The organism is Streptomyces sp. SID9727 (assembly GCF_010550605.1).
Classification (GTDB): Bacteria; Actinomycetota; Actinomycetes; order Streptomycetales; family Streptomycetaceae; genus Streptomyces.
In genome coordinates, this window is sequence record NZ_JAAGNI010000480.1 from 1 (window position 1) to 22,552 (window position 22,552).

Annotated in this window: 20 protein-coding genes, 1 pseudogene and 1 riboswitch; of the genes and pseudogenes, 5 read left to right on the top strand and 16 right to left on the bottom strand. The window is 71.8% G+C overall.

Going from position 1 to position 22,552, the window contains the following annotated elements; genetic code table 11:
- The 4 genes and pseudogenes from G3I41_RS33245 to G3I41_RS33260 form a co-directional block, all read left to right on the top strand.
- A pseudogene (locus G3I41_RS33245) lies at window positions 1–321 on the top strand (hypothetical protein); the annotation flags it as partial.
- Between the two features lie 19 nt (window positions 322–340).
- Entirely contained in the window at window positions 341–1,153 is an 813-nt protein-coding gene (locus tag G3I41_RS33250) for an STM4013/SEN3800 family hydrolase (RefSeq protein ID WP_164404279.1), read from the top strand.
- A complete protein-coding gene (locus G3I41_RS33255; RefSeq protein ID WP_164404247.1) occupies window positions 1,150–2,505 on the top strand; it encodes an STM4012 family radical SAM protein in 1,356 nt (451 codons plus the stop codon). Before G3I41_RS33250 ends, G3I41_RS33255 begins: the two co-directional genes overlap by 4 nt.
- 7 nt (window positions 2,506–2,512) lie before the next feature.
- Window positions 2,513–3,406, top strand: a complete 894-nt coding sequence (locus G3I41_RS33260) for an STM4011 family radical SAM protein (protein ID WP_164404248.1) — start codon at window positions 2,513–2,515, stop codon at window positions 3,404–3,406.
- A 25-nt stretch (window positions 3,407–3,431) separates the two neighbouring features.
- Here G3I41_RS33260 and G3I41_RS33265 read toward each other — a convergent pair whose 3' ends face one another.
- Entirely contained in the window at window positions 3,432–4,286 is an 855-nt protein-coding gene (locus G3I41_RS33265; RefSeq protein WP_164404249.1) for an SGNH/GDSL hydrolase family protein, read from the bottom strand.
- A gap of 183 nt (window positions 4,287–4,469) precedes the next feature.
- Entirely contained in the window at window positions 4,470–5,384 is a 915-nt protein-coding gene (locus tag G3I41_RS33270) for a LysM peptidoglycan-binding domain-containing M23 family metallopeptidase (protein ID WP_164404250.1), read from the bottom strand.
- Window positions 5,385–5,387: 3 nt separating this feature from the next.
- A riboswitch (cyclic di-AMP (ydaO/yuaA leader) is annotated at window positions 5,388–5,543 on the bottom strand.
- A 467-nt stretch (window positions 5,544–6,010) separates the two neighbouring features.
- Here G3I41_RS33270 and G3I41_RS33275 point away from each other — a divergent pair.
- A complete protein-coding gene (locus tag G3I41_RS33275) occupies window positions 6,011–6,823 on the top strand; it encodes a tyrosine-protein phosphatase (RefSeq protein ID WP_164404251.1) in 813 nt (270 codons plus the stop codon).
- 11 nt (window positions 6,824–6,834) lie between these two features.
- On the opposite strand, the gene G3I41_RS36570 is transcribed toward G3I41_RS33275, so the two are convergent.
- The 14 genes from G3I41_RS36570 to G3I41_RS33340 form a co-directional block, all read right to left on the bottom strand.
- Entirely contained in the window at window positions 6,835–7,011 is a 177-nt protein-coding gene (locus G3I41_RS36570; protein WP_203602020.1) for a DUF6126 family protein, read from the bottom strand.
- A gap of 43 nt (window positions 7,012–7,054) precedes the next feature.
- Window positions 7,055–7,663: an XRE family transcriptional regulator gene (locus G3I41_RS33280; RefSeq protein ID WP_164404252.1), complete on the bottom strand. Its 609-nt coding sequence runs from the start codon at window positions 7,661–7,663 to the stop codon at window positions 7,055–7,057.
- Between the two features lie 61 nt (window positions 7,664–7,724).
- Entirely contained in the window at window positions 7,725–9,122 is a 1,398-nt protein-coding gene (locus G3I41_RS33285; RefSeq protein WP_164404253.1) for an aspartate aminotransferase family protein, read from the bottom strand.
- Window positions 9,119–11,047: a 1-deoxy-D-xylulose-5-phosphate synthase gene (gene dxs, locus G3I41_RS33290; RefSeq protein ID WP_164404254.1), complete on the bottom strand. Its 1,929-nt coding sequence runs from the start codon at window positions 11,045–11,047 to the stop codon at window positions 9,119–9,121. Before dxs ends, G3I41_RS33285 begins: the two co-directional genes overlap by 4 nt.
- Window positions 11,048–11,133: 86 nt before the next feature.
- The gene (gene hpnH / locus G3I41_RS33295) at window positions 11,134–12,150 is read right to left on the bottom strand and encodes an adenosyl-hopene transferase HpnH (RefSeq protein ID WP_164404255.1); all 1,017 of its coding nucleotides are present in this window, start codon (window positions 12,148–12,150) and stop codon (window positions 11,134–11,136) included.
- A gap of 5 nt (window positions 12,151–12,155) precedes the next feature.
- Window positions 12,156–12,806 carry a 1-hydroxy-2-methyl-2-butenyl 4-diphosphate reductase gene (locus tag G3I41_RS33300; protein ID WP_164404256.1) on the bottom strand — a complete coding sequence of 217 codons (651 nt, stop codon included), beginning with the start codon at window positions 12,804–12,806 and terminating at the stop codon, window positions 12,156–12,158.
- The gene (shc, locus tag G3I41_RS33305) at window positions 12,806–14,809 is read right to left on the bottom strand and encodes a squalene--hopene cyclase (protein WP_164404257.1); all 2,004 of its coding nucleotides are present in this window, start codon (window positions 14,807–14,809) and stop codon (window positions 12,806–12,808) included. The genes G3I41_RS33300 and shc overlap by 1 nt, the downstream gene beginning before the upstream one ends.
- A 106-nt stretch (window positions 14,810–14,915) precedes the next feature.
- Window positions 14,916–16,019, bottom strand: a complete 1,104-nt coding sequence (locus tag G3I41_RS33310) for a polyprenyl synthetase family protein (RefSeq protein ID WP_203602021.1) — start codon at window positions 16,017–16,019, stop codon at window positions 14,916–14,918.
- Window positions 16,016–17,404, bottom strand: coding sequence for a hydroxysqualene dehydroxylase HpnE (hpnE, locus tag G3I41_RS33315; RefSeq protein ID WP_164404258.1), 1,389 nt, complete (start codon window positions 17,402–17,404; stop codon window positions 16,016–16,018). Before hpnE ends, G3I41_RS33310 begins: the two co-directional genes overlap by 4 nt.
- Before the next feature lie 149 nt (window positions 17,405–17,553).
- Window positions 17,554–18,474, bottom strand: coding sequence for a presqualene diphosphate synthase HpnD (gene hpnD, locus G3I41_RS33320; RefSeq protein ID WP_203602025.1), 921 nt, complete (start codon window positions 18,472–18,474; stop codon window positions 17,554–17,556).
- A gap of 29 nt (window positions 18,475–18,503) precedes the next feature.
- Window positions 18,504–19,424, bottom strand: coding sequence for a squalene synthase HpnC (gene hpnC / locus G3I41_RS33325; protein WP_164404260.1), 921 nt, complete (start codon window positions 19,422–19,424; stop codon window positions 18,504–18,506).
- Window positions 19,425–19,863: 439 nt separating this feature from the next.
- On the bottom strand, window positions 19,864–20,649 hold the full coding sequence (locus tag G3I41_RS33330; protein ID WP_164404261.1) for an ABC transporter ATP-binding protein: 786 nt from the start codon (window positions 20,647–20,649) through the stop codon (window positions 19,864–19,866).
- Window positions 20,642–21,571, bottom strand: a complete 930-nt coding sequence (locus G3I41_RS33335) for an ABC transporter permease (RefSeq protein WP_164404262.1) — start codon at window positions 21,569–21,571, stop codon at window positions 20,642–20,644. The genes G3I41_RS33330 and G3I41_RS33335 overlap by 8 nt, the downstream gene beginning before the upstream one ends.
- Before the next feature lie 106 nt (window positions 21,572–21,677).
- Window positions 21,678–22,550 carry a glycosyltransferase gene (locus tag G3I41_RS33340; RefSeq protein ID WP_203602028.1) on the bottom strand — a complete coding sequence of 291 codons (873 nt, stop codon included), beginning with the start codon at window positions 22,548–22,550 and terminating at the stop codon, window positions 21,678–21,680.
- Between the last annotated feature and the right edge of the window lie 2 nt (window positions 22,551–22,552).

Here is a 22,552-nt window from a genome sequence, read left to right on the forward strand (position 1 = left end):
CTGCACCTGGGCGGGGCGCGCGGCGACCTGGCCGCGGTGCGGGCGGCCGTCGAGGCGGCGGGCGGCAGCTGGGGCGAGGCCCTGGCGATCTGCGAGCGGGCCGCCGCCGCCTTCCCGGACACCCTGTGCGTCGGCGTCGACCTGCTGCCCCTGGCCGGCTGGCGGCGGTTCGCCGTCGGTGAGGTCAACGCCTTCGGGGACCTTCTGCCCAGGCTCACCGGCCTGCCCGGCAGCGGTGCCGAGGGCCTGGACACCTACGCGGCGCAGATCGCCGCCGTACTGGAACGAGCAAGGAACAACCGTGTCAGCACCACCCCCTGAACACTGCCCCGACCCCGACATGAGCGAGGTCGTGGGCAGCCACGACCTGCTGTTCGTCACCCTGGACACCCTGCGGTACGACGTCGCGGCCGAACTGGCCGCCGCCGGACGCATCCCGAACCTGGCCCGCCATCTGCCCGGCGGCGCCTGGGAGGAACGGCACGCCCCGGGGAGCTTCACGTACGCCTCCCACCAGGCGATGTTCGCGGGGTTCCTGCCCACCCCGGCCGCGCCCGGGCCGCATCCCCGGCTGTTCGCCGCCCGGTTCGCCGGCAGTGAGACGACGGCGGAGCGCACCTTCGTGTTCGACACCCCGGACCTGGTGTCGGGGCTCGCGAAGGAGGGGTACCGCACGGTGTGCGTCGGCGGTGTCGGCTTCTTCAACCTCCGGGGTCCGCTGGGCTCGGTGCTCCCCGGGATGTTCCAGGAGGCGCACTGGGAGCCGGAGTTCGGTGTGGCCTCGCCCACCTCGTTCGAGGCGCAGGTGGCGCGCGCCGAGGAGGTGGTCGCCGCCCTGCCGTCCGAGCAGCGGCTCTTCCTCTTCGTCAACGTCTCCGCGCTCCACCAGCCGAACTGGTTCCACACGGCCGGGGCGACCCGCGACGCCGGTGACAGCCGTGCGACGCACGCCGCCGCCCTGGAGTACGTGGACGCCCACATCGGCCGGCTCTTCGCCGCCGCGAGCAGCCGCCGCCGCGCCTTCGCCATCGTCTGCTCCGACCACGGCACGGCCTACGGCGACGACGGCTACACCGGTCACCGGCTCGGCCACGAGTCCGTCTGGACCGTCCCGTACGCCCACTTCTTCCTGGAACCGGGGGCCGTCCGATGACCCTGACGCACACCGTCCGTCCGTACGAGAGCTACGTGTACGCCTACCCGCACAAGACGGCGTACCGCCCGCTCGCCGGGCAGCCCGGCGGGCGGCCCTCGCTGCGCGAGCTGTGGGCGGGGGAACGCAAGGACGCGCTCTCCCTCTATCTGCACATCCCGTTCTGCGAGGTCCGCTGCGGCTTCTGCAACCTCTTCACCCGGATCGGCGCCCCCGACGAGCTGGCCTCGCGCTATCTGGACGCGCTGGACCGGCAGGCGAGCGCCGTGCGGGAGGCGCTGGGCGACGCGGAGCCGGTACGGTTCGCGGCGGCGGCGTTCGGCGGGGGCACGCCCACCTTTCTGACGGCGGGCGAGCTGGAGCGGCTGTGCGACATCGCGGAGAAGCGGATGGGCGCCGATCTGCGGTCCGTTCCGCTGTCCGTGGAGACGTCCCCGTCCACCACGACGGCCGACCGGCTGGCCGTGCTCGCCGAGCGGGGCGCGACCCGGATCAGCATCGGGGTGCAGTCCTTCGTGGAGGCCGAGGCGCGCGCGGCGGTGCGCCCGCAGCACGCGGCCGACGTGGAGCGGGCGCTCGGACTCATCCGGGACACCTCCATACCCGTGCTCAACATCGATCTGATCTACGGCATAGACGGCCAGACCGAGCGCACCTGGCGGACATCGCTGGACGCCGCGCTGCGCTGGCGGCCGGAGGAGCTGTACCTCTACCCGCTGTACGTGCGCCCGCTGACCGCCCTCGGCCGGCGCTCCCCCGGTGAGTCCGACGCGGCCTGGGACGAGCAGCGCCTGCGCCTGTACCGGGCCGGCCGCGACCATCTCCTGGCCCACGGCTACGAGCAGGTGTCGATGCGGATGTTCCGCCGCGCCGGCGTCCCGCGCGCGGAGGGGCCCGACGACTACGCGTGTCAGACGGACGGCATGATCGGCCTGGGCTGCGGTGCCCGTTCCTACACCTCGCGGCTGCACTACTCCTTCGACTACGCGGTCCGGACGAACGAGGTCCGGGGCATCATCGACGCCTACACCGCCACCGAGGACTTCTCGCGCGCCGAGGTCGGGCGGTACGCCGACGGGGAGGAGGCGCGCCGCCGCCATCTCCTCCAGTCGGTGCTCCAGGCGCGGGGCATGCCCGTGGCCGAATACCGCGAGCGGTTCGGCAGCTCGCCGTACGAGGACTTCCCTGCGGAGCTGGCCCGGTTCGAGGCCCGGGGCTGGCTCGACGACGGGGCCCCGGCCGAGGGGCTGCTGCGGCTGTCGCCGGAAGGGCTGGCGTACTCCGACGCGCTGGGGCCGGAGCTCTTCTCCCCCGCCGTGCGGGCCGCGATGGCCGCGTACGAGCTGAAGTGAGCGACCCGTGGACCTGACGATTCTCTACCGGGGCCCGCTCGCCTCCTGCGACTACGACTGCCCGTACTGCCCGTTCGCCAAGCGGCGCGACACCCCCGGGCAGCTGCGGGCGGACCGGGCGGCGCTCGAACGGTTCACCGCGTGGGTGGCGGCGCAGAGCGGTGACCGGATCTCGGTGCTGTTCACGCCGTGGGGCGAGGGCCTGGTGCGCTCCTGGTACCGCCGGGCGATCGTGGAGCTGGCGGGCCTGCCACACGTACGCCGGGTCGCGATCCAGACGAATCTGAGCGGCCGGACGCGGTGGCTGGCCGAGGCGCCGGAGGTGGTCAGGGAACGGATCGCGCTCTGGTGCACGTACCACCCGGGGCAGACGCCGTACGAGCGCTTCCTCGGCCGGTGCGCGGAGCTGAGGGACCTCGGGGTCCGGCACAGCGTGGGTGTCGTGGGGTTCGACGCGCATCTCGGCGAGGCGCGGCGGCTGCGCGCGGCGCTCGCGGACGAGGTGTACCTCTGGGTCAACGCCGCCGAGGGGCACACCTACACGGACGAGGAGGCGGAGCGGTGGACGGCGATCGACCCGTTGTTCCCGTACAGCCGCCATCCGCACCGCTCGGCGGGGCTGCCCTGCCGGACCGGTGAGTCGGTGATCTCGGTGGACGGGGACGGCACGGTGCGCCGCTGCCACTTCGTCCGGGCGGAGCTGGGCAATCTGTACGACGGGAGCTATCGGCGGGCGCTGGGGCCGCGGGCCTGCCCGCTCGCCGTCTGCGACTGCCACATCGGCTACGTGCACCTGGAGACGCTGCCGCTGTACGACGTCTTCGCGGGCGGGGTCCTGGAGCGGATCCCGGCGGCGCTGCCGCTGCCCCCGGTCGCCGCGACGCGGTCGCGGGGCGACTGAGGACAGAGGACGGCGGAGGGGGCTGTCAGAGCGGCAGCAGGTCCGGCCGCTTCGGCTCGACGTGGTCCCCGGAGGACTCGCCGCGCAGCCGCCGCCCGATCCACGGGACCAGGTATTCGCGCGCCCAGTGGATGTCGTCCCGGCGGATCTCCAGCGTGCCGCGCGGGGGCTGCGGCGGCCACGGCTGGTCCGGGTCGGCCGGCACGTCGAGGCCGAGGACCTGGGCGGCGCGGAGCGCGACCCGGGTGTGGCCCTCGGGCGACAGGTGGAGCCGGTCGCCGTCCCAGGCGCGCCGGTCCTGCACCGAGCGCAGCGACCAGAGGTCGAGGACCGGGCAGTCGTAGCGGTCGGCGATGGCCCGGACGTGGGCGGTGTAGGTGGCGATCTTGCCGCGCAGATGGCGCAGCACGGGGACGCCACGGGTGTCGAAGCCGGTGGTGACCATGACGGTGCCGACCGACCGCGTGAGGTCGGCGACCGCCCGCTCGAAGCGTTCGGCCACGTCGTCCGGGTCGGTGCCCGGCCGGATGATGTCGTTGCCGCCTGCGCAGAAGCTCACCAGATCGGGGGCGAGCTCCTTGGCGCGGGGCACCTGCTCCTCGACTATCTGGTCGAGGAGGCGTCCTCGTACGGCGAGATTGGCGTACCGGAAGTGCCCGTGCGCGGGAACGGGTGGGCCCACGAGGCCCACCGGTGTGCCGGGCTCGGGAAGCCGGTCCGCGAGGAGTACCGCGAGCCGGTCGGCCCACCCGACGAATGTTCCGTCCGGGCCGGGGTCGCCGACTCCCTCGGTGAAGCTGTCGCCAATCGCCGCGTACGACCCGATGGCGCCCTGTCGGTCGATGACGCCCTGCTGGATGTTGTTCGAATCGTCTGCCACAAACGCATATCCTGCACCCCGGAATGTGACCTACGCGACCGTAATAAGGGGTTGACGGAGGGTGAGATAAGCCACCCGGTCAGTTTTCGGTAAAGAGGGAATAAGGAGAGGGACGGAGTGCCGCGGCACTCCGTCCCTCTCCGCTGTTCAGTGACCCGGATCACCGGGCCGGTACCACCTGGATCAGACGTAGATCCCGTGCGACGCCAGGTAGGCGATCGGGTCGACGTCCGAGCCGTACTCCGGGCCGGTGCGGACCTCGAAGTGGAGGTGCGGGCCGGTGGCGTTGCCGGTGGAGCCGGAGAGGCCGACCTGCTGGCCCGCGGTCACGGTCTGGCCCGCCGAGACGGAGAGCGAGGACATGTGGCCGTACTGGGAGTAGCGGCCGTCGGCGTGCTTGATGACGACCTGGTTGCCGTAGGCGCCGCCCCAGCCCGCGGTGACGACGGTGCCGGAGGTGATCGCCTTCACGCTGGTGCCGGTGGAGACGGGGAAGTCGATGCCGGTGTGGCTGCCGCTGGACCAGTTGGCACCGGAGGCCCGGTAGGCGGTGGTGTGGTTGCCCGGGACCGGGTGGACGTAGCCGGAGGCGTTGTCCTGGGCGGCCGGGGCCGCCTCGGTCTTGGCCTCGGCCTGAGCCTCGGTCTTCGTCTCGGTCTTGGGCGCGGCCTTCGCCTCGGTCTTCTCCGCCGTCTTGGCGGGCGCCTCGGACGGAGTGGCGGCGGCCGGGGCCGCCTTGGCGCCGAGGGTCAGCTTCATGCCGGGGAAGATCAGGCTCGGGTTCCCGCCGACGACCTCGCGGTTGTCCTGGTACAGCTTCTGCCAGCCGCCCTTGAGGTGGTGCTGGGCCGCGATCTTCGACAGGTAGTCGCCGGAGACCACGGAGTAGGTGGTGGTGCCGGTGCTCTTCGCGGGCTTGGCCGGGGCGGTGTGCGCGGCGGCCGACTTCGACGTGGCCGGGGCGGACTGCTCCGCGGCGTGGGCACCGGTGGCGCCGAGCAGCGGAAGCGCGATGACGGCGCCGCCGGCGCTCGCGGCGACGACGCCGCGGGCGATGGCGCTGGACTTGGGACGGCGGTGCTTACCCGAGTTGGGCATGAAGAATTTCCTCTCCGGCGCCTGCGAGGTGAGCTGTCGGGTTCGGGCTGGAGATGCCCGGCCGCGCCTGGCGCGACTTCACCCCTAGCCGTCCGGTCGTCCCGGTCGGCGGCTTACCTGGTTCCCCCGCTCCTGCCACACGGTGAGTGGATGCGAAATTCCGGACGGCGGCAGGATTGGGCGTTCCATCCGGATGGACATGGAACGTAAGCGAGCCGGGACGACGGAAACAAGCCGCGGGTTCGGCACCGGATTCCGCCGCGGAAATGCGGCGCGGAATTCCGGTCACACTCCGTGGATTACGGATCTTGGCTTTCCGCGCGGCGCGGGGAATACCCAGCCGGGGCGTCACCACACACCGTCACGGATATGATCCCGCTCACGAGCGGGTGATCATCTCCCGTTCAATCGGGACAGTTTGGCCATAACGCACCATTACGGACACATCATGGCCGTCAGGCACGGCACCGGGTCACCGAGCCGTGGTGCACCGCCACCCAGGACAACGGCTCGTGCGCGAGAACCCCGGTCGCGGGCGAGATACCTGCACCAGGAACCGATGTCGTATCGTCGCGGTCGTGGACCCGTCGGCGACACGCGCCGGGGCAGAGCCTCCAGGAGTGACCGTGACGCAGCAGCTGCCGCAGATCCCGCCGACGGAGCCCGTGCTCACCGGCGTTCGCAACTTCCGCGACCTGGGCGGGCTGCCCACCACCGACGGCCGCCGGGTACGGCACGGCCGCCTCTACCGCAGCGGCCACCTGGCGCACGCCACGGCCGAGGACGCGGCCTTCCTCGGCGGGCTCGGCCTGCACACGGTCTTCGACTTCCGCAACGCGGCGGACCACAAGCTGGACGGCCTGGACATCGAGCTGCCGGGCGTACGGAACGTGAGCATCCCGCTCAGCGACCCGGCGGACGGGGCGCAGTTCTGGCGGATGGTCCGCGATGGCGACCTGGCGGACCTGCGCTCGATCCTGGCCGACGGCAAGGGGACCCGCCGCATGGTCGCCTCGTACCGCTCGATCATCCTGGAGCGCACCGCCGAGCACAGCCGGGTGCTGCACGCCCTGGCCGAGGACAGCGTGCCCGCCCTGATGCACTGCGCGGCCGGCAAGGACCGGGCCGGGCTCTCGATCGCGGTGACGCTGCTGGCGGTGGGCGTCGGGCGGGACACCATCGAGGCCGACTACCTCAAGTCGAACGACGCGCACCGCCGCTACCGCATCCGGCGCAGCGACACCTCGGCGGCCGGGATGTCCCCGGAGGTGCTGGAGCTGCTGAACCCGCTCTTCGGCGCCCAGCCCGACTACCTCGCCGCGGCCTTCACCGCCATCGACGAGACCTGGGGCGGCACCGACCGCTATCTCACCGACGGCCTGAAGCTCGCGCCCGCCACCCGGGAGCGGCTGCGCGAACGCCTCCTCGACGAGAGCTGAGACGACCGGGCCTACTGGTTGTGCATGCCCACCGCGAAGAGCAGGTACAGGAACGCGGCGATGACGTGTCCGACCACGAGATAGGCGAAGAGCCGGATGACGAGTCCGCGCGGCATCTTCTTCTCCTGGGTGTCGGCACCGGGGCGCGGGGCCGGGGTGAGCGGGTCGTAGTGCTCTGAATCGGACATGACTGGCCTCTCTGGCTGCCGGGAATGGGGCGGCGGAAACGTCTCAGCCGCGGTGGACCGGGCCGCCGAGGCACAGGTCGGCGGCAGGGCTCTGCAACAGGGTGTGGACGAAGAGCAGTTCGGAGCCCTCGGGTTCGGGGGCCGCGATCCGGTGCGGGGTGAGCGAGTCGAAGTGCGCGCCGTCCCCGGGCGCGAGGTCGTGCACCGTCTCGCCGAGCGTCACCCGGAGACGGCCGGTCAGGAGGTACAGCCACTCCTCGCCGGGGTGGACGCGGACCAGGTCGCCCTGGGCGCCGTACGGCACGCGGACGCGCAGCGCCTGCATGGCCCGGCCGGAGCCGCCGGCCTGCTGGTACATCCAGCCGTCGGCCGCCGCGCCCTCGAAGGGGCGGCCGCGGACGATCGCGTCACGTTCCGGGGGCATCTCGCCCAGGAGTTCGGAGACCGTCGTACCGTAGATCCTGGCCAGCTGGAGCAGCATCGGCAGCGAGGGCTGGCGCCGGCCCGTTTCGAGCCGGGAGAGGTGGGCGGGCGAGAGCCCGGCCCGCTGGGCCGCGGTCTCCAGGGTGAGACCACGGCCTCGGCGCAGATCGCGCAGGCGTGGCGCGACACCGGGCAGCTCGTCGGCCGCCAGGTCGTCCGGAGGGTTCATGCCTCCATTGGGCCAAATTCTTTCCCCTGAGGCAAATTTCTTGCCTCAGGGGCAAAAACCCTCAGCGGTTGGCGACGGCCTGCTTCACCAGGGTCCGTCCGAAGTCCCACATCAGTCCCCCGCCGCTGTGCGCGTCGTCCATGACGGCGGTGAACGCCTCCACGAACCGGTCGACGTCCGCGTCATCGATGACCAGCGGCGGGATCAGCTTGATCACTTCGAGGTGGTCCCCTGAGACCTGCGTGAGGATGCGGTGCTTCTGGAGCAGGGGCACCACCACCATCTGCGCGAAGAGGCCCTTGCGGGCCGCCTGGAGCATGGTCCACCGGCTGCGCAGCTTCAGCGACGTGGGGCGGCCGAACTCGATGCCGATCATCAGTCCGCGCCCCCGCACCTCGTGCAGCAGCTCGTAGCGCCCGACGAGCGCGGACAGCCGCTCGCGGAGCAGGTCGCCGGTGCGGCGCGCGTGCGCGACGGTCTCCTCGTCCTCCATCACCGACAGCACCGCGAGCCCTGCCGCCATCGCCTGGGCGTTGGAACCGAAGCTCGCGGAGTGGACGAGGACCCGGTCCATCGAGGAGTAGACGCGCTTGAAGATCCAGTCCCTGCCGAGCGTCGCCCCGACCGGCACGTAGCCGCCGGAGAGCGCCTTGGCAACGCAGACGAGGTCCGGTTCCACCCCCTCCTCGTGCTGGTACGCGTAGAAGTCACCGGTCCTGCCGAGGCCGGTCTGCACCTCGTCGGCGATGAGCAGGGCCTTGTGCCTGCGCAGCAGCTCCTGGGCCTCGCGGAGGTAGCCGGGCGGCGCCGCGTGCACCCCCTTGCCCTGGATCGGCTCCACCACCAGGGCGGCCACATCGCCCCGCTTCAGCTCCCGCCGCAGCGCGCCGAGGTCGCCGAGCGGGATCGCGGTGTCGGGCAGCAGCGGGGCGAAGCCGTCCCGGAACCCGCCCTCGCCGTTGACCGAGAGGGAGCCGGTGGTCAGCCCGTGGAAGGCGTGCTCGCAGTACAGGACGCGGGGCCGGCCGGTGGCGTACCGGGCGAACTTGAGGGCCGTCTCGACGGCCTCGGTGCCGCTGTTGCCGAAGAACACCCGGTCCAGGTGCGGGCTGTGGCTCAGCAGCTTCTCGGCGAGCAGGCCGGGCAGCGGCTGGCAGTCGAACCGGGTCAGGTCGGCGAGCGAGGCGTCGAGGACGTCGTGCAGCGCCTTGCGTACGACGGGGTGGTGGCGGCCCAGGCCCATGACACCGAATCCGGCGAGCATGTCCAGGTAGTCGTTGCCGTCCGCGTCCCAGAAGTGCACGCCCTCGGCCCGTTCGTAGACCTTGTCGAAGCCGATGGTGTGCAGCATGCGCGGGAGCTGGTGGTTGAGGTGCCTGGTGTGCAGCTCGTAGCGTTCGGCGCCGCGCTCGGCGAGAAGCCGCGCCAGATCGAAGCCCTTGGGCTCGTCGTCCTTCATGCCCCGCTCTCCTTGTGCCCGTTGCCCCGGGCGTCGTGCCCCGTGCCGCCGGCCGCCTTCCGGGCGGCCGTGACGGCGCTGATCCGGCCGGCGATCTCGACCGGTGTGAGTCCGATGTCGGCCAGCACCTCGGACCGCTTGCCGTGCGCGAGGAACTGCTCGGGAATGCCGAAGGTGCGCAGCGGTACGTCGACGCCCGCGTCCCGCAGCGCCTGCCCGACCGCCGAACCGACGCCCCCGGCCCGGACGTTGTCCTCGACCACCGCGACGAGCCGGTGCGCGGCGGCGAGCGGCGGCAGCGCCGCGTCGACCGGTTTGACCCAGCGGGGGTCCACCACGGTGCAGCGGACGCCGGCGCCCGACAGCAGTTCGGCGGTGCGCAGGCAGACGGAGGCCATCACGCCGACGGCGACCAGGAGCACGTCGGCGTCCTCGTCGCGTCGCAGCACGTCCATCCCCCCGATCCGGCCGACCGCCTCGATCGCGTCCCCCACCGACTCCTTCGGGAACCGCACGACGGTCGGCGCGTCGTCCACGGCGACCGCCTCGCGCAGCTCCTCGCGCAGCCGGTCCGCGTCGCGCGGGGCGGCGATGCGCAGTCCCGGCACGACCTGGAGCACGGACAGGTCCCACATGCCGTTGTGCGAGGCCCCGTCGGGCCCGGTGACCCCGGCCCGGTCCAGGACGAAGGTGACCCCGCACCGGTGCAGGGCGACGTCCATCAGGAGCTGGTCGAACGCCCGGTTGAGGAAGGTGGCGTAGACGGCGACGACCGGGTGCAGCCCGCCCGTGGCGAGCCCGGCGGCGCTGACCGCCGCGTGCTGCTCCGCGATGCCCACGTCCCAGACGCGGTCCGGGAACGCCTCGGCGAACTTCGTCAGCCCGACCGGGTCGAGCATCGCGGCGGTGAGCGCGACGACGTCCGGGCGCTCCGCCCCGATCGCCGCGATCTCGTCCGCGAACACGGAGGTCCAGGACGGGCCGGCGGCGGGTACGAGCGGGGCGCAGGTCAGGGGGTCCATCGCGCCGACGGTGTGGAAGCGGTCGGCCTCGTCGCGCAGGGCGGGGGCGTACCCGCGCCCCTTCTCGGTGATGCAGTGGACGAGGACCGGGCCCCGGTAACCCTTGGCGCGGTGCAGGGCGGCCTCGACGGCGGCGGTGTCGTGTCCGTCGACCGGGCCGATGTACTTCAGCCCCAGGTCCTCGAACATGCCCTGCGGGGCGACGAAGTCCTTGAAGCCCTTCTTGGCTCCGTGCAGCGACCCGTACAGCGGCTGCCCGATGACGGGGGTGCGTTCCAGGAGCCCCTTGCCCCAGGACAGGAAGCGCTCGTAGCCGTCGGTGGTGCGCAGGATGGACAGGTGGCGGGCGAGGCCGCCGATGGTGGGCGCGTAGGAGCGCTCGTTGTCGTTGACGACGACGATCAGCGGGCGGTCCCCGGCGGCGGCGATGTTGTTCAGGGCCTCCCAGGCCATGCCGCCGGTGAGGGCCCCGTCCCCGATGACGGCGACGACGTGGCTGCCGCGGGCGCGTACCTCGCCTGCCTTGGCGAGGCCGTCGGCCCAGCCGAGGACGGTCGAGGCGTGCGAGTTCTCGATGACGTCGTGCGCGGACTCCTCGCGGGACGGGTAGCCGGAGAGCCCGCCCTTGCCGCGCAGCTTGGAGAAGTCCTGGCGTCCGGTGAGCAGTTTGTGCACGTAGGTCTGGTGCCCGGTGTCCCACAGGATGCGGTCGACGGGCGAGTCGAAGACCCGGTGCAGGGCGATGGTCAGCTCCACCACCCCGAGGTTGGGGCCGAGATGGCCCCCGGTCCTGGCCACGGCCTGCACCAGGAACGTACGGATCTCTTCGGCGAGTCCGCCGAGCTGTGACGCGTTCAGTGCCTTCAGATCGTGCGGCCCCCGGATGCTCTGCAGCAGCGTCATGCCCCGGGCCCCCTCTCTCTGTGGTCCTGTTTCCTGCCCAAGGTGACGGCCGGGCTCCGCGCGGGAGCCCGGCCGGGTGACGCGGATCAGTTGCCGCTGACGGTCTCGCGCATCGCGCGCAGGGACTCCTTCAGGGAACCCATGGTGGCGAGGACGGCGGTGGGTTCGTAGCCGCAGTGCGCCATGCAGTTGGCGCAGCGCGGGTCCTTGCCCCGGCCGTACTTGTCCCAGTCGGTCTCCTCGATGAGCTGCCGGTACGTCGGCACGTAGCCGTCGCTCATCAGGTAGCAGGGCCGCTGCCAGCCGAACAGGGAGTAGTTGGGGATGGCCCAGGCGGTGCACGGGAAGTCGGCCTTGCCCTCCAGGAAGTCCAGGAAGAGCGGCGAGTGGTTGAGCCGCCACCGGCTGCGGTTGCCGCCGGCGAAGGACTTCTTGAACAGCTCCCGGGTCTGCTCGACGCCCAGGAAGTGCTCCTGGTCGGGCGCCTTCTCGTACGCGTAGGCGGGCGAGATCATCATCTCGTCCACCTTGAGGTCGTCGTTGAGGAAGTTGAGCACCTCGATGATGGTCTGCGGGGTGTCGGTGTTGAAGAAGGTGGAGTTGGTGGTGACCCGGAAGCCGCGCCGCTTGGCCTCCTTGATCGCCGCCACCGCCTCGTCGAACACCCCTTCCTTGGCGACCGACTCGTCGTGCCGCTCCCGGAGCCCGTCGATGTGCACGGCGAACGCGAAGTAGGGCGAGGGCGTGAACTTCTCGATCTTCTTGCGCAGCAGCATCGCGTTGGTGCAGAGGAAGACGTACTTCCTCCTCGCCACCAGCTGGCGCACGATCTCGTCGATCTGAGGGTGCATCAGTGGTTCGCCGCCGGCGATGGAGACCATCGGGGCGCCCGATTCGAGCACGGCGCCGACGGCCTGGGCCACGGGCATGCGCTGTTTGAGGACTCCGGCCGGGTGCTGGATCTTCCCGCAGCCCTCGCAGGCGAGGTTGCAGGCGTACAACGGCTCCAGCTCGACAATCAGCGGGAATTTGTCCCGCTTGCGGAGCTTCTGTTCAATGAGATACGTCGCAACCTTGATGGACTGACGAAGCGGCATGGCCATCTGGCTCACCTCCTGGGGAGCAGCAAAGATCGGTGCCATTCATAGAAAGCCGGCAGGACGGCACGGAGAACGCGGAAAGCCGATATTCCACCGCGGAACGTGCCGATGCGGACGAGCTCATGCTCCGGAGCGTCCACGACCACCCGTACGGCGGCAACCGGGCGTGGCCCGGACCGCAGGGCGGTACGCAGGGTCGCGGCGGACTCCATGTCCACCGCGATCGCCCCGGTGGCCCGCAGTTCGGACCGCTCATGTCCCCGGACGACATGGTCGGACCCGGTCAGCGGGCCGGTGTGTACGGTGCGCCCCGGTACGGCCCTGGCCAGCGCTTCGGCCAGCAGGTCCGCTCCGGTGCACGGGACGGAGTCCCCGGCGGCCCGGGTCTCCTCGGCCACCACCAGGTCGCCCGGGTGCATCCCGGGCGCGAGGCCGGCGCAGAACCCGGAGGCGATGACGGCGGTGTCCGCCGCCGCGCCGTCCCGCCCGAGCGCGCGCGCCACGGCGGTCTCGGCCGCCCTGGGGCCCATGCCGGTGCGGAGCACGGTGACCCGCGCCGGGGCGTCCACCGCCCTCCCCCTGCCGGTGCGCAGGGCGAGCTGTTCGATGCCGAGCGCGCAGGCGATCAGCAGCGGGGCGGCCGGCCCGGACTCCCCCATCAGGCCCCCTCGTGCGTCGGTGTGCGGCCCGCGAACGGATCGCCGTGCACGTACCGCCCGAGGGCGGTGAGCGGGAAGACCTGACGGTAGAGGTGGTAGTTGATGGAGAAGTCCCAGGGGAAACCGGTGCCCGTGAAGTAGGGCTCGTCCCAGGAGCCGTCGGCCTGCTGGGTCTCGGTCAGCCAGGCGATGCCCCGGGTCACGGCGACGGTGTCCCGCCGCCCCGCGGCGAGCAGCGCGAGGAGCGCCCAGGCGGTCTGGGAGGCGGTGGAAGCCCCCTGGCCGATCCACTTCTCCTCGGTGTAGGAGCGCAGGTCCTCGCCCCAGCCGCCGTCGTCGTTCTGGACGGACTCCAGCCACTCGACCGCGCGCCGGATCGCCGGGTGCGACGGTGGCAGCCCGGCGGCGGTCAGCGCGGGGACCACCGACCCCGTCCCGTACACGTAGTTGACGCCCCAGCGCCCGAACCAGCCGCCGCCCGCGTCCTGTTCGGACAGCAGCCATTCGACGCCGCGCCGGGTGACGGGGTGCGCGGCACGCCCCTCGACGGCCAGCATCTCCACCACGTGCCCGGTGACGTCGGCGGACGGCGGGTCGATGACCTCACCGAAGTCGCAGAAGGGCAGCCGGTTGGGGAAGGGGCTGGTGTTGTCCGCGTCGAACGCGCCCCAGGCGCCGTTGCGGGACCGCATGCCGACGTTCCAGCGCACCCCGCGTTCGATCGCGGCGTCCACCCGGGCCTGGTCGGGGTGGCGGACCCGGCGCAGGGCGAGGACCACCTCCGCGGTGTCGTCGATGTCGGGGTAGTTGTCGTTGTGGAACTCGAACGCCCAGCCTCCGGGCTCCAGTCCGGGCCGGCGCACCGCCCAGTCGCCCGGCCGGACGATCTCCTCCGCGAGCATCCAGTCCGCCGCCTTCACGAGCGCCGGGTGGTCGGGGGCGACCCCGGCGTCGACGAGCGCGATGGTGGCCAGGCAGGTGTCCCAGACCGGGGACTGGCACGCCTCGATCATGCGGGTGCCGTCCTCGCGCCACACGGCGAAGCGGTCGAGCGATTCGAGTCCCGCCCGCATCACCGGGTGTTCGAGGTCGTAGCCGAGGAGGTGCAGCGCGATGACCGAGTAGACGGCGGGCGGCTGGATGCCGCCCCAGCAGCCGTCGTTCTCCTGGCGTTCGATGATCCAGCGGGCGGCGGCGTTCATGGCGACCCGGCGCAGTCGGCGCGGCGCGAAGCGGTGGTAGACGTGCAGCGCCTTGTCGAGCCGCTGGAAGAACCCGTCCCAACTCCGCGCCGGTGCGGGGCGCTTGGGCGGATTCGGGTGCTCCGGGTCGGTGTGCAGCTCGTCCAGGGCGAAGGGGGCGGGCCGCACCGGCCGCTTCGCCGACACGATGGTGAGCGGCACGATGGTCTGACGGGCCCAGCATCCGAAGTCGTAGATGTTGAGCGGGACCCACTTCGGGAAGAACATCAGCTCCGGAGGGAGCTCCGGCAGGTCGTCCCACTTCCACCAGCCGAAGAGGGCCAGCCAGATCCGGGTGAAGACCCGGCTCGCGGCGATGCCGCCCTGCTCCCTGACCCAGCCCGCGGCCCGGGCCATGTGCGGGTCCTCGGGCCGGTCGCCGGCCAGCCGCAGCGCGACGTACGCCTCGATGGTGGTGGAGAGGTCCGCGGGGCCGCCGTGGAAGGTCGCCCACGTCCCGTCGCCGAGCTGTTCGCCGCGGATGAACCCGGCGGCGGCCCGGACCGTGGCGGGGTCCTGGATGCCGAGGAACTGGCGGAGCAGAAGGTCCTCGGCGTCCATCGTGACGTTGGTGGCGAGGTCGCCCTTCCACCAGCCCTGTTCGTCCTGCCTGCCGAGGAGATGCTCCACCGAGCGCTCCGCGGCCCGCCGCGCGGCGGCCTGTACACCGTCCGCGGCGATGGTTGATTCGGTTGTCTTTCTGCTGGCCGAGGCTGCGCGGGGGTCAACGGCCCCGGTGCTTCCGTCGGTCGTCGCTGTCATGGCTTCCCCTTCGTGCAGGTGGTCCTCTGCTGTGCTGGGGTCTCCGTCGGCCGGCGCCCGTGGGGGCGCCGGCCGGCGACTGCGAGTCATATGGACCAGATAGTGATCATCTCTTTCGTACGACGACGAAGTCCGCGAGCGCCGTGAGCTGCGCCCGCACGGGTTCCGGCATGTCGACACCGTGCAGCACCTCTATGGCGACCGCATGCTGACGACGCGCCTCCTGGGCGGTCCACTCGCGACCGCCCGCCTCCTCGATGAGCGCCGCACGGGCGGCGAACTCCTCCTCGGAGAAGCTGTCGAAGTCGCTGCTCTTGGCGTCGGCGGCGAGCAGTTCGCCGAGGCGCTCGGAGGCCGGTCCGCCCGCGGCGAGCGCGGCGACGACCGGCAGGGACTTCTTGCGCTGGCGCAGATCGCTCCAGGTCTGCTTGCCGGTGGACTCGGGGTCGCCCCAGATGCCGAGGAGGTCGTCGACCGCCTGGAAGGCGAGGCCGAGGTGGTGGCCGTACGCCTCCAGGACGTCGGCCGTGCGGTCGTCGGCACCACCGAGCACCGCGCCGATGGAGCAGGCGCAGGCGAGGAGGGCGCCGGTCTTGTTGCCCTCCATCTCCAGGCACTCCTCGACGGTGACGCTCTCGCGGTGCTCGTAGGAGATGTCCTGGGCCTGCCCGTCGATGAGCTTGCGGGTCGCCGTGGTCAGCCGCCGGGCCGCGCGGCCCGCCTCGGCCGTGCCGAGCTCCAGCAGTATGTCGTAGGCCAGGGCGAACAGGCCGTCGCCGACCAGGATGGCCTGGGCGGGGCCGTGCACCTTCCACACGGTGTCGCGGTGGCGCCGCTGCTCGTCGCCGTCCATCAGGTCGTCGTGCAGCAGCGAGAAGTTGTGCACGAGTTCGACGGCGACGGCACCGGGGATACCGGCCTCCGCCGCGGCGCCGGCCGCCTCGGCGGACAGCAGCGCCAGCGCCGGGCGGACGGCCTTGCCGCCGTCGCCGTCGGCGGGCCTGCCCTGGGCGTCGATCCAGCCGAAGTGGTAGGCGGCCACGGTGTCCATGGGCGGTGCGAGCCGGTCGACGGCGGCCCGGAGCACCGGCGCGGAAAGGGCCCGTCCGCGCTCCAGAAGCGCGGTGACGTCCGTGGTCTCCGCCACGGTGTCGGAAGCCGGATTCGCCGGGGTCACTGACTCTCCTCTTGTTCCGGTGGTACTGCTCATGCCGCCTCCTGCAGCGGATGTTCATGGGGGCGGCCGAGCGCCAGGAGCGCGGCGTCGGCGGCACTCGCGCCACTGCGGACCGCGCCCTCCATCGTGGCGGGCCAGCCGGTGGCGGTCCAGGCGCCTGCCAGGAAGAGTCCGGGGGCGCGGGTGAGCGTCCCGGGGCGCAGCCGGCCGACGCCGGGCGCGGGCGCGAAGGTCGCGGTGCGCTCGCGGGTGACGAAGAAGTCCCGGATGCCGGCGCCTCGGGCGGCGGGCAGCAGCCGTTCCAGTTCGGGCAGGTAGCGGGCGCGCAGTTCGGCGACGGGCAGGTCGATCTCGTCGCCGGCCGCGGACTGGGAGACCGCGAGGTACTGCCCGGGTCCGGTGAGGCCGGACGCCTCGGTGCGGTCGAAGACCCACTGGACCGGGGAGCCGAGCGCGGCGAAGAAGGGCCGCCTCAGCACCTTGCGGTCGTAGACGACGTGCACGTTGAGGATCGGGGACGTACCGATCTCCAGGAGCTTGTCCGGTGCGTCGAGCGCGCCCTCGGGCAGCAGGGCGTGGGTCTCGCGCTGCGGTACGGCCAGGACGACCGTGTCCGCCTCGATCCGTTCGGCGCCGGTGTCCACCACCCAGTGCCCGTCCTCGGCGCGGGCGAGGCCCTGGGCCTTGGTGCGCAGTTCGGTACGGACACCTGCGGAGTCCAGGGCCTTGCGGCTCATCGTGTCGTGGATGTCCCCGAGCGGTACGGCGGCCCAGCCGATGTCGGCCGCGCCCGGGTCGGAGAGCAGCCCGGTCTTGAAGACCTTCGCGGCGAGTCCGAGCGAGGCGTTGGGGGCGGTGGCGTTGAGGGTGGCGACGCCGACGAGGTCCCACAGCGCCTCGATGGTGCGCGGCGACTGGCCGTGCCGGGCGAGCCAGCTGCCGAAGTCCTCGGCGTCGAGGGCGGGGTCGTCCGGGTCGAGCCGGCCGAGGGCGAGCGCGGCACGGGCGACGCCGGTGCGTTCGGCGAGCGACAGGTGCGGGTATCCGGCGAGACCGGCGGCGAGGTGCAGCGGGACCGGGAGCGCGTTGCGGCGCAGCCGTCCGAGCCGGGGGCCCGCGGGTCGCCCGACGTCCAGCACCGGCACGTCCAAACGGTTTTGCAGCGGTGCCAGGCGGGCGCCGTCGACCCGGTCGAGGAACCAGCGGTAGGCCGTGCAGCACCGCAGGTAGACGTGCTGGCCGTTGTCGACGGTCAGCTCGCCCCGGCGGAAGGAGAAGGCGAGCCCGCCGAGCCGGGGCCGCCCTTCGAGCAGGGTCACGTCAAGCCCGGCATCGGCCAGGCGGAGCGCCGCCGTGACACCGGCGAGTCCGCCGCCGATCACGACCGCGCGGGAAGGGCCCAGCACGTCGTCGTTCACGCGTTCCCCTCTCGCCGGCAGTTCGCCCATCGGCCCTGCTCGGATCGGTCCTGCCCAGACAGGGACGCGGCCGCCCGGCCGGGGGTTGCCCGCCGTCCGCCGCGTTCTTCCTTGATGCACATGGTGCGCGAGATGTACCTGAGGCGCATTCAGACACGCCCTCGGGCCGTGCGCCGCGAGATGTGCCGGGCGTCGAGACCGGACAGGCCGCGCACCGCGACGTACGCCTTCTCGTGTCCCGGGAGCGAGACCCGGCCGCGCAGCACCGCCTCGGGGTCGCGCTCGATGCGGTCGAGGAGCCTGCGGTAGATGCCGGCCATGGCCGCCACGCAGGCGCCGCTGCGCCGGTCGAGCATCGGCAGCAGCCGGTAGCCCTCGGCGAACAGGGCGCGGGCGCGCCGGACCTCGAAGTGGACGAGGCCCGCGAAGTCGGAGCCGGGCGGCGGGGTGGCCCGCTGGAAGCCCGCGGAGCAGCCGAACTTGGCGAGGTCGTCGGCGGGCAGGTAGGTGCGGCCGTTGCCCGCGTCCTCGCGGACGTCGCGCAGGATGTTCGTCAGCTGGAGGGCGAGGCCGAGCGTGTCGGCGTACTCGGGGGCGCGCTCGGCGCCGGGGGCGCCCGGCTCCGTACCGAACACGCCGAGGCTGAGGCGCCCGATGGCGCCCGCGACGCACCGACAGTAGACCTTGAGGTCGTCCCAGGTCTCGTAGACGGCTCCGTCCACGTCCATCAGGACGCCGTCGATGAGCTCGTCGAGCCCTTCGAGCGGCAGCGGGAACCTGCGGGCGGCGTCGGCGAGGGCGACGGCGACCGGGTCGGTGTCGTCCTCCTCGACCTTGCCGGTGCGGACCCGGTCGAGCAGGGTGCGGGTGCTCTCCAGGCGGACGCGCTTGGACTCCGGCTCCAGTTCGCCGTCACCGATGTCGTCCACGCGACGGGAGAATGCGTACAGGGCCGACATGGCCTGCCGCTTCTCGGCCGGCAGCAGCCTGATGCCGTACGCGAAGTTACGCGCCTGCTGTCCGGTGACCGCCTCGCAGTAACTGTATGCGGCCTGCACCGGTGCCGACATGTACGTCGTCTGTCCCTCCACGGTCCGGCTCACCCCTCTCTACGCGCTTTTCGCAAGACAACTCCCACTTCGCGCAGCAGGCTGGGCTTGGTGGGTCCGGGTGGTCCGGGCAGTACGTCGAATCCGGCGGCCGCGATCGCGGTGAGGGCGGCGCGTCCTCCTCCCACGAATCCGGCGAGAAGCAGTCTGAGCCTGCCGTGGACGCTACCCACCAGGGGGGTGCCTTCATTCAGCAGATCCCGGGCGCGTTCCGCTTCGTACGCGATCAGGGAGCGGACCGACGCGTTCGCGGTGGGCGCCGCGAGGTCGCTCTCGCCGACGTGGAACCGGGCCATGTCCTCGGCCGGAAGGTAGACGCGGTCGCGGCCGAGGTCCTCGGCGACGTCCTGGAGGTGCTCCACGATCTGCAGTGCGGTGCACACGGCGTCGGAGCGGCGCAGGCGCTCGGGGCTCGCGGTGCCGGTGAGCTGGAGGACGAGGCGGCCGACGGGGTTGGCGGAGAGCTCGCAGTAAGCGAGGAGTTCCTCGTACGTGCCGTAGCGGCGGACCTTCTGGTCCTGCCGGTTGGCCTCGATGAGACCGATGAACGGTTCGGGGGTGAGCGCGCGGCGCCGGGCGGTCGGCCGGAGCGCCCGCATCAACGGGTGGTGCGGGGTCTCGCCGGTGGTCGCGAAGACGCGGCGCAGATCGCTCTCGAGCGCGTCGAGCATCGCGAGCCTGTCGTCGCTCTGGGCCGGGTCCAGGCCGAGGTGCACCGCGTCGGCGCCGCCTGGGGCGAGGTCACCGTCGCCGATGTCGTCCACGAGCCGGGCGAAGCCGTAGACGGCCATGAGGTCGTCGCGCCAGGCGCGCGGCAGGAAGAAGGGGGCGACCGGAAAGTTCTCGTGGGCTGCCTTGTCGAGGGTTCCGGATGCGGCGGTGTCGGGCCGCGTCTGCCGGGTACGGGTCACTGCGGACCGCCCTGCGCGGGGACGGCGTGAGCACCTCGGAGCGGGAGATCTTCCGTCATAGCCGTCACAACTCCCGTTCTACACTGCTGACCCAAAATACCCCATTCCGGACACGCCGCCCGCCCTTCCGAGTGTCGGGGACGGCTCCCGACCGTCCCCCGGGCGGTATCGCCCCACTTGCGGCGAATCAGCACCGGTACAGCTTACGTTGTACAACGCTCATCCAAACGCCGGGGTCCGGGCCGTGCGGGACCGGACCCGAGGCCCGCGTCAACTTTCCCCCCGCCGGAGCGCGTTCACGTCATCCGGCGGTAGGAGATCGCGACGGCCGCCGTACGACGAGGCGCGGATCTCCGGACTCCGCTCCGCGGTCCGGACATGGCGCGGCCTCCGCCGGAGAGGTCCGGCGGAGGCCGCGAGCCGTGCGACGCTGGGCGCCCTACTTGCCGGTCTCCCGTTCGTAGGCCCGCAGGACCTCCTCGGTCGGCCCGTCCATCAGGAGCTCGCCCTTCTCCAGCCACAGCACCCGGTTGCAGGTGTCCCGGATCGACTTGTTGCTGTGGCTGACCAGGAAGACCGTCCCGGCCTCCTTGCGCAGCTCCCGGATCCGCGCCTCGGAGCGGATCTGGAACTTGCGGTCACCGGTCGCCAGCGCCTCGTCGATCATGAGGACGTCGTGGTTCTTGGCGGCCGCGATGGAGAAGCGGAGGCGGGCGGCCATACCGGAGGAGTAGGTGCGCATCGGCAGGGTGATGAAGTCGCCCTTGTCGTTGATGCCCGAGAACTCCACGATGTCGTCGTAGCGCTCGCGGATCTCCTCGCGGCTCATGCCCATCGCGAGACCGCCGAGCACCACGTTGCGCTCGCCGGTCAGGTCGCTCATCAGCGCGGCGTTGACGCCGAGCAGCGAGGGCTGGCCGTCCGTGTAGACGCTGCCGCTCTCCGTCGGCAGGAGTCCCGCGATGGCGCGGAGCAGCGTCGACTTGCCGGAGCCGTTCGTCCCGATGAGTCCGATCGCCTCGCCCCGGTAGGCGGTGAAGGTCACCCCGCGCACGGCGTGCACCTTGCGCACCCCGCGCTCCGCGCCCTTCTCGCGGCGCATGATCCGGCTCAGTGCGGCGGTGGCGCTGCCCTTGCCACCGCCGCCGCCGTTGACGCGGTACACGATGTGCACGTCGTCGGCGATCACGGTGGGGACGCGCCCCGCGGTGTTGTCGTCAGCCACGGCCGTACCGTTCCTCTGCCTTCCAGAAGTACACGAAGCCCACGATGCCCACCACGATCGACCAGGCGAGGGCGACCACCCAGACGTGGTCCGGCAGGTTCTCGGAGCCGTATCCGTCGATCAGGGCGAACCTGACCAGGTCCATGTAGATGGCCGCCGGGTTGTACTGGAGCACATCGGTGATCCAGGCCGGCTTGTCCGCGAGCATCACCGGGATGGAGAACATGACCCCGGACGCGTACATCCAGGTGCGCATGACGAACGGCATCAGCTGTGCCAGGTCGGGGGTCTTGGCCCCCATCCTGGCCATGGCGAGGGCCAGTCCGGTGTTGAAGAAGAACTGCATCACCAGGGCGGGGATCACCAGCAGCCAGGAGAGCCGGGGGTAGCTGCCGAATCCGACCGTGACCGCGATCAGCACGATCATCGAGTACAGCAGCTGCTGGAGCTGCTGGAGCGAGAAGGAGATGGGCAGCGAGGCGCGCGGGAAGTGCAGGGCCCTCACCAGGCCGAGGTTCCCGGAGATCGCGCGTACGCCGGCCATCACGGAGCTCTGCGTGAAGGTGAAGACGAACACCCCGGTCACCAGGAACGGGATGAAGACCTCCTGCGGTATCCCCTTCTTCGTGCCGAGGATCAGCCCGAAGATGAGGAAGTAGACCGCCGCGTTCAGGAGGGGGGTCGCCACCTGCCACAGCTGGCCCAGCTTCGCCTGGCTGTACTGGGCGGTCAGCTTGGCCCGGGAGAACGCCAGGATGAAATGGCGTCGCCCCTGGAGCTGGCGCACGTACTCGAGGAGTCCGGGCCGGGCACCGCTGACCGCAAGGCCGTACTTCGCGGCCAGCTCGGCCGCGCTCAGACCGTCGTCGGCCGATGGCGGGCTGCTCACCGCAACCGCGCCACCATGGGTTGTGTCACTCACCAGAAGAAACTCTCGTATTCGAAATGCGCAGCCAGTCGCGGGCGCGGCTCAGGGCGGACAGGTCCCGACAAGAAAAATACGCCTCATGCTCCCAGAGGGGAGCCTCTCAGATGACCGGAGGGCGGCCCAGCCTGGTCAGTCGCCACACCGTACGCCACTTCATCGGGCGGCGCGGTCCGCAGGGAGTCCGCCAGCCCTCCCGGAAGCCGCCGAACCACGCCTTGAGCGCCTCGCCGGACGGCCGGCGCAGCAGGGTCAGCAGCATCCACACCCCGAGGTACACCGGCACGAGGGGCGCGGGGAGGTTGCGCCGGGCCAGCCAGACCCGGTTGCGGGCCACCATGCGGTGGTAGACGGCATGGCGGGACGGGGCCGTGGTGGGGTGGTGCAGCACCATGTCCGCGCGGTAGTCGATCAGCCAGCCGGCGTCCAGCGCCCGCCAGGCGAGGTCCGTCTCCTCGTGCGCGTAGAAGAAGTCGCCCGGCAGCGGGCCGACCTCGGCCAGCACCCGGGTGCGCACCGCGTTGGCGCCGCCCAGGAACGTGGTCACGCGGGACGAGCGCATCGGGTCGGCGGCGCGCAGCCTCGGCACGTGCCGGCGCTGGGTGACCCCGGTCTCCGGGTCCGCGATGCGGAAGCTGATGATGCCGAGCCGGGGGTCGTCCGCGAACGCCTGCCGGCACAGTTCCGCGGTGTCGGTGAGGGGCAGCAGCCCGTCGTCGTCCAGGAAGAGCAGGGCGTCCACGTCGGCGCCGGAGGGCCCGAACGCCTCGATGCCGACGTTCCGTCCGCCGGGGATGCCGAGGTTCTCGGGCAGCTCGACGGTGCGGACCCCCGGGGGGACGTCGGGTACGGGCGAGCCGTTGCCGACGACGACCACCTCGATCCGGTCGCCCTCCTGGGCGGCGACCGAGTCGAGCAGGGCGCGCAGCTCGGCCGGGCGGTTGCCCATGGTGATGATGACCGCGCCGAGTTTCATGG

Bases quoted from the DNA above. Each gene is read 5' to 3' on its own strand.
- G3I41_RS33300 (WP_164404256.1), bottom strand. From the start codon at position 12,806: ATGGGGGAGTCCGGGCCGGCCGCCCCGCTGCTGATCGCCTGCGCGCTC.
- G3I41_RS36570 (WP_203602020.1), bottom strand. From the start codon at position 7,011: ATGTCCGATTCAGAGCACTACGACCCGCTCACCCCGGCCCCGCGCCCC.
- G3I41_RS33340 (WP_203602028.1), bottom strand. From the start codon at position 22,550: ATGAAACTCGGCGCGGTCATCATCACCATGGGCAACCGCCCGGCCGAG.
- G3I41_RS33280 (WP_164404252.1), bottom strand. From the start codon at position 7,663: ATGAACCCTCCGGACGACCTGGCGGCCGACGAGCTGCCCGGTGTCGCG.
- dxs (WP_164404254.1), bottom strand. From the start codon at position 11,047: ATGACGCTGCTGCAGAGCATCCGGGGGCCGCACGATCTGAAGGCACTG.
- G3I41_RS33250 (WP_164404279.1), top strand. From the start codon at position 341: ATGAGCGAGGTCGTGGGCAGCCACGACCTGCTGTTCGTCACCCTGGAC.
- shc (WP_164404257.1), bottom strand. From the start codon at position 14,809: ATGACAGCGACGACCGACGGAAGCACCGGGGCCGTTGACCCCCGCGCA.
- G3I41_RS33285 (WP_164404253.1), bottom strand. From the start codon at position 9,122: ATGAAGGACGACGAGCCCAAGGGCTTCGATCTGGCGCGGCTTCTCGCC.
- G3I41_RS33255 (WP_164404247.1), top strand. From the start codon at position 1,150: ATGACCCTGACGCACACCGTCCGTCCGTACGAGAGCTACGTGTACGCC.
- hpnH (WP_164404255.1), bottom strand. From the start codon at position 12,150: ATGGCCATGCCGCTTCGTCAGTCCATCAAGGTTGCGACGTATCTCATT.
- G3I41_RS33270 (WP_164404250.1), bottom strand. From the start codon at position 5,384: ATGCCCAACTCGGGTAAGCACCGCCGTCCCAAGTCCAGCGCCATCGCC.
- hpnD (WP_203602025.1), bottom strand. From the start codon at position 18,474: ATGTCGGCACCGGTGCAGGCCGCATACAGTTACTGCGAGGCGGTCACC.
- G3I41_RS33310 (WP_203602021.1), bottom strand. From the start codon at position 16,019: ATGAGCAGTACCACCGGAACAAGAGGAGAGTCAGTGACCCCGGCGAAT.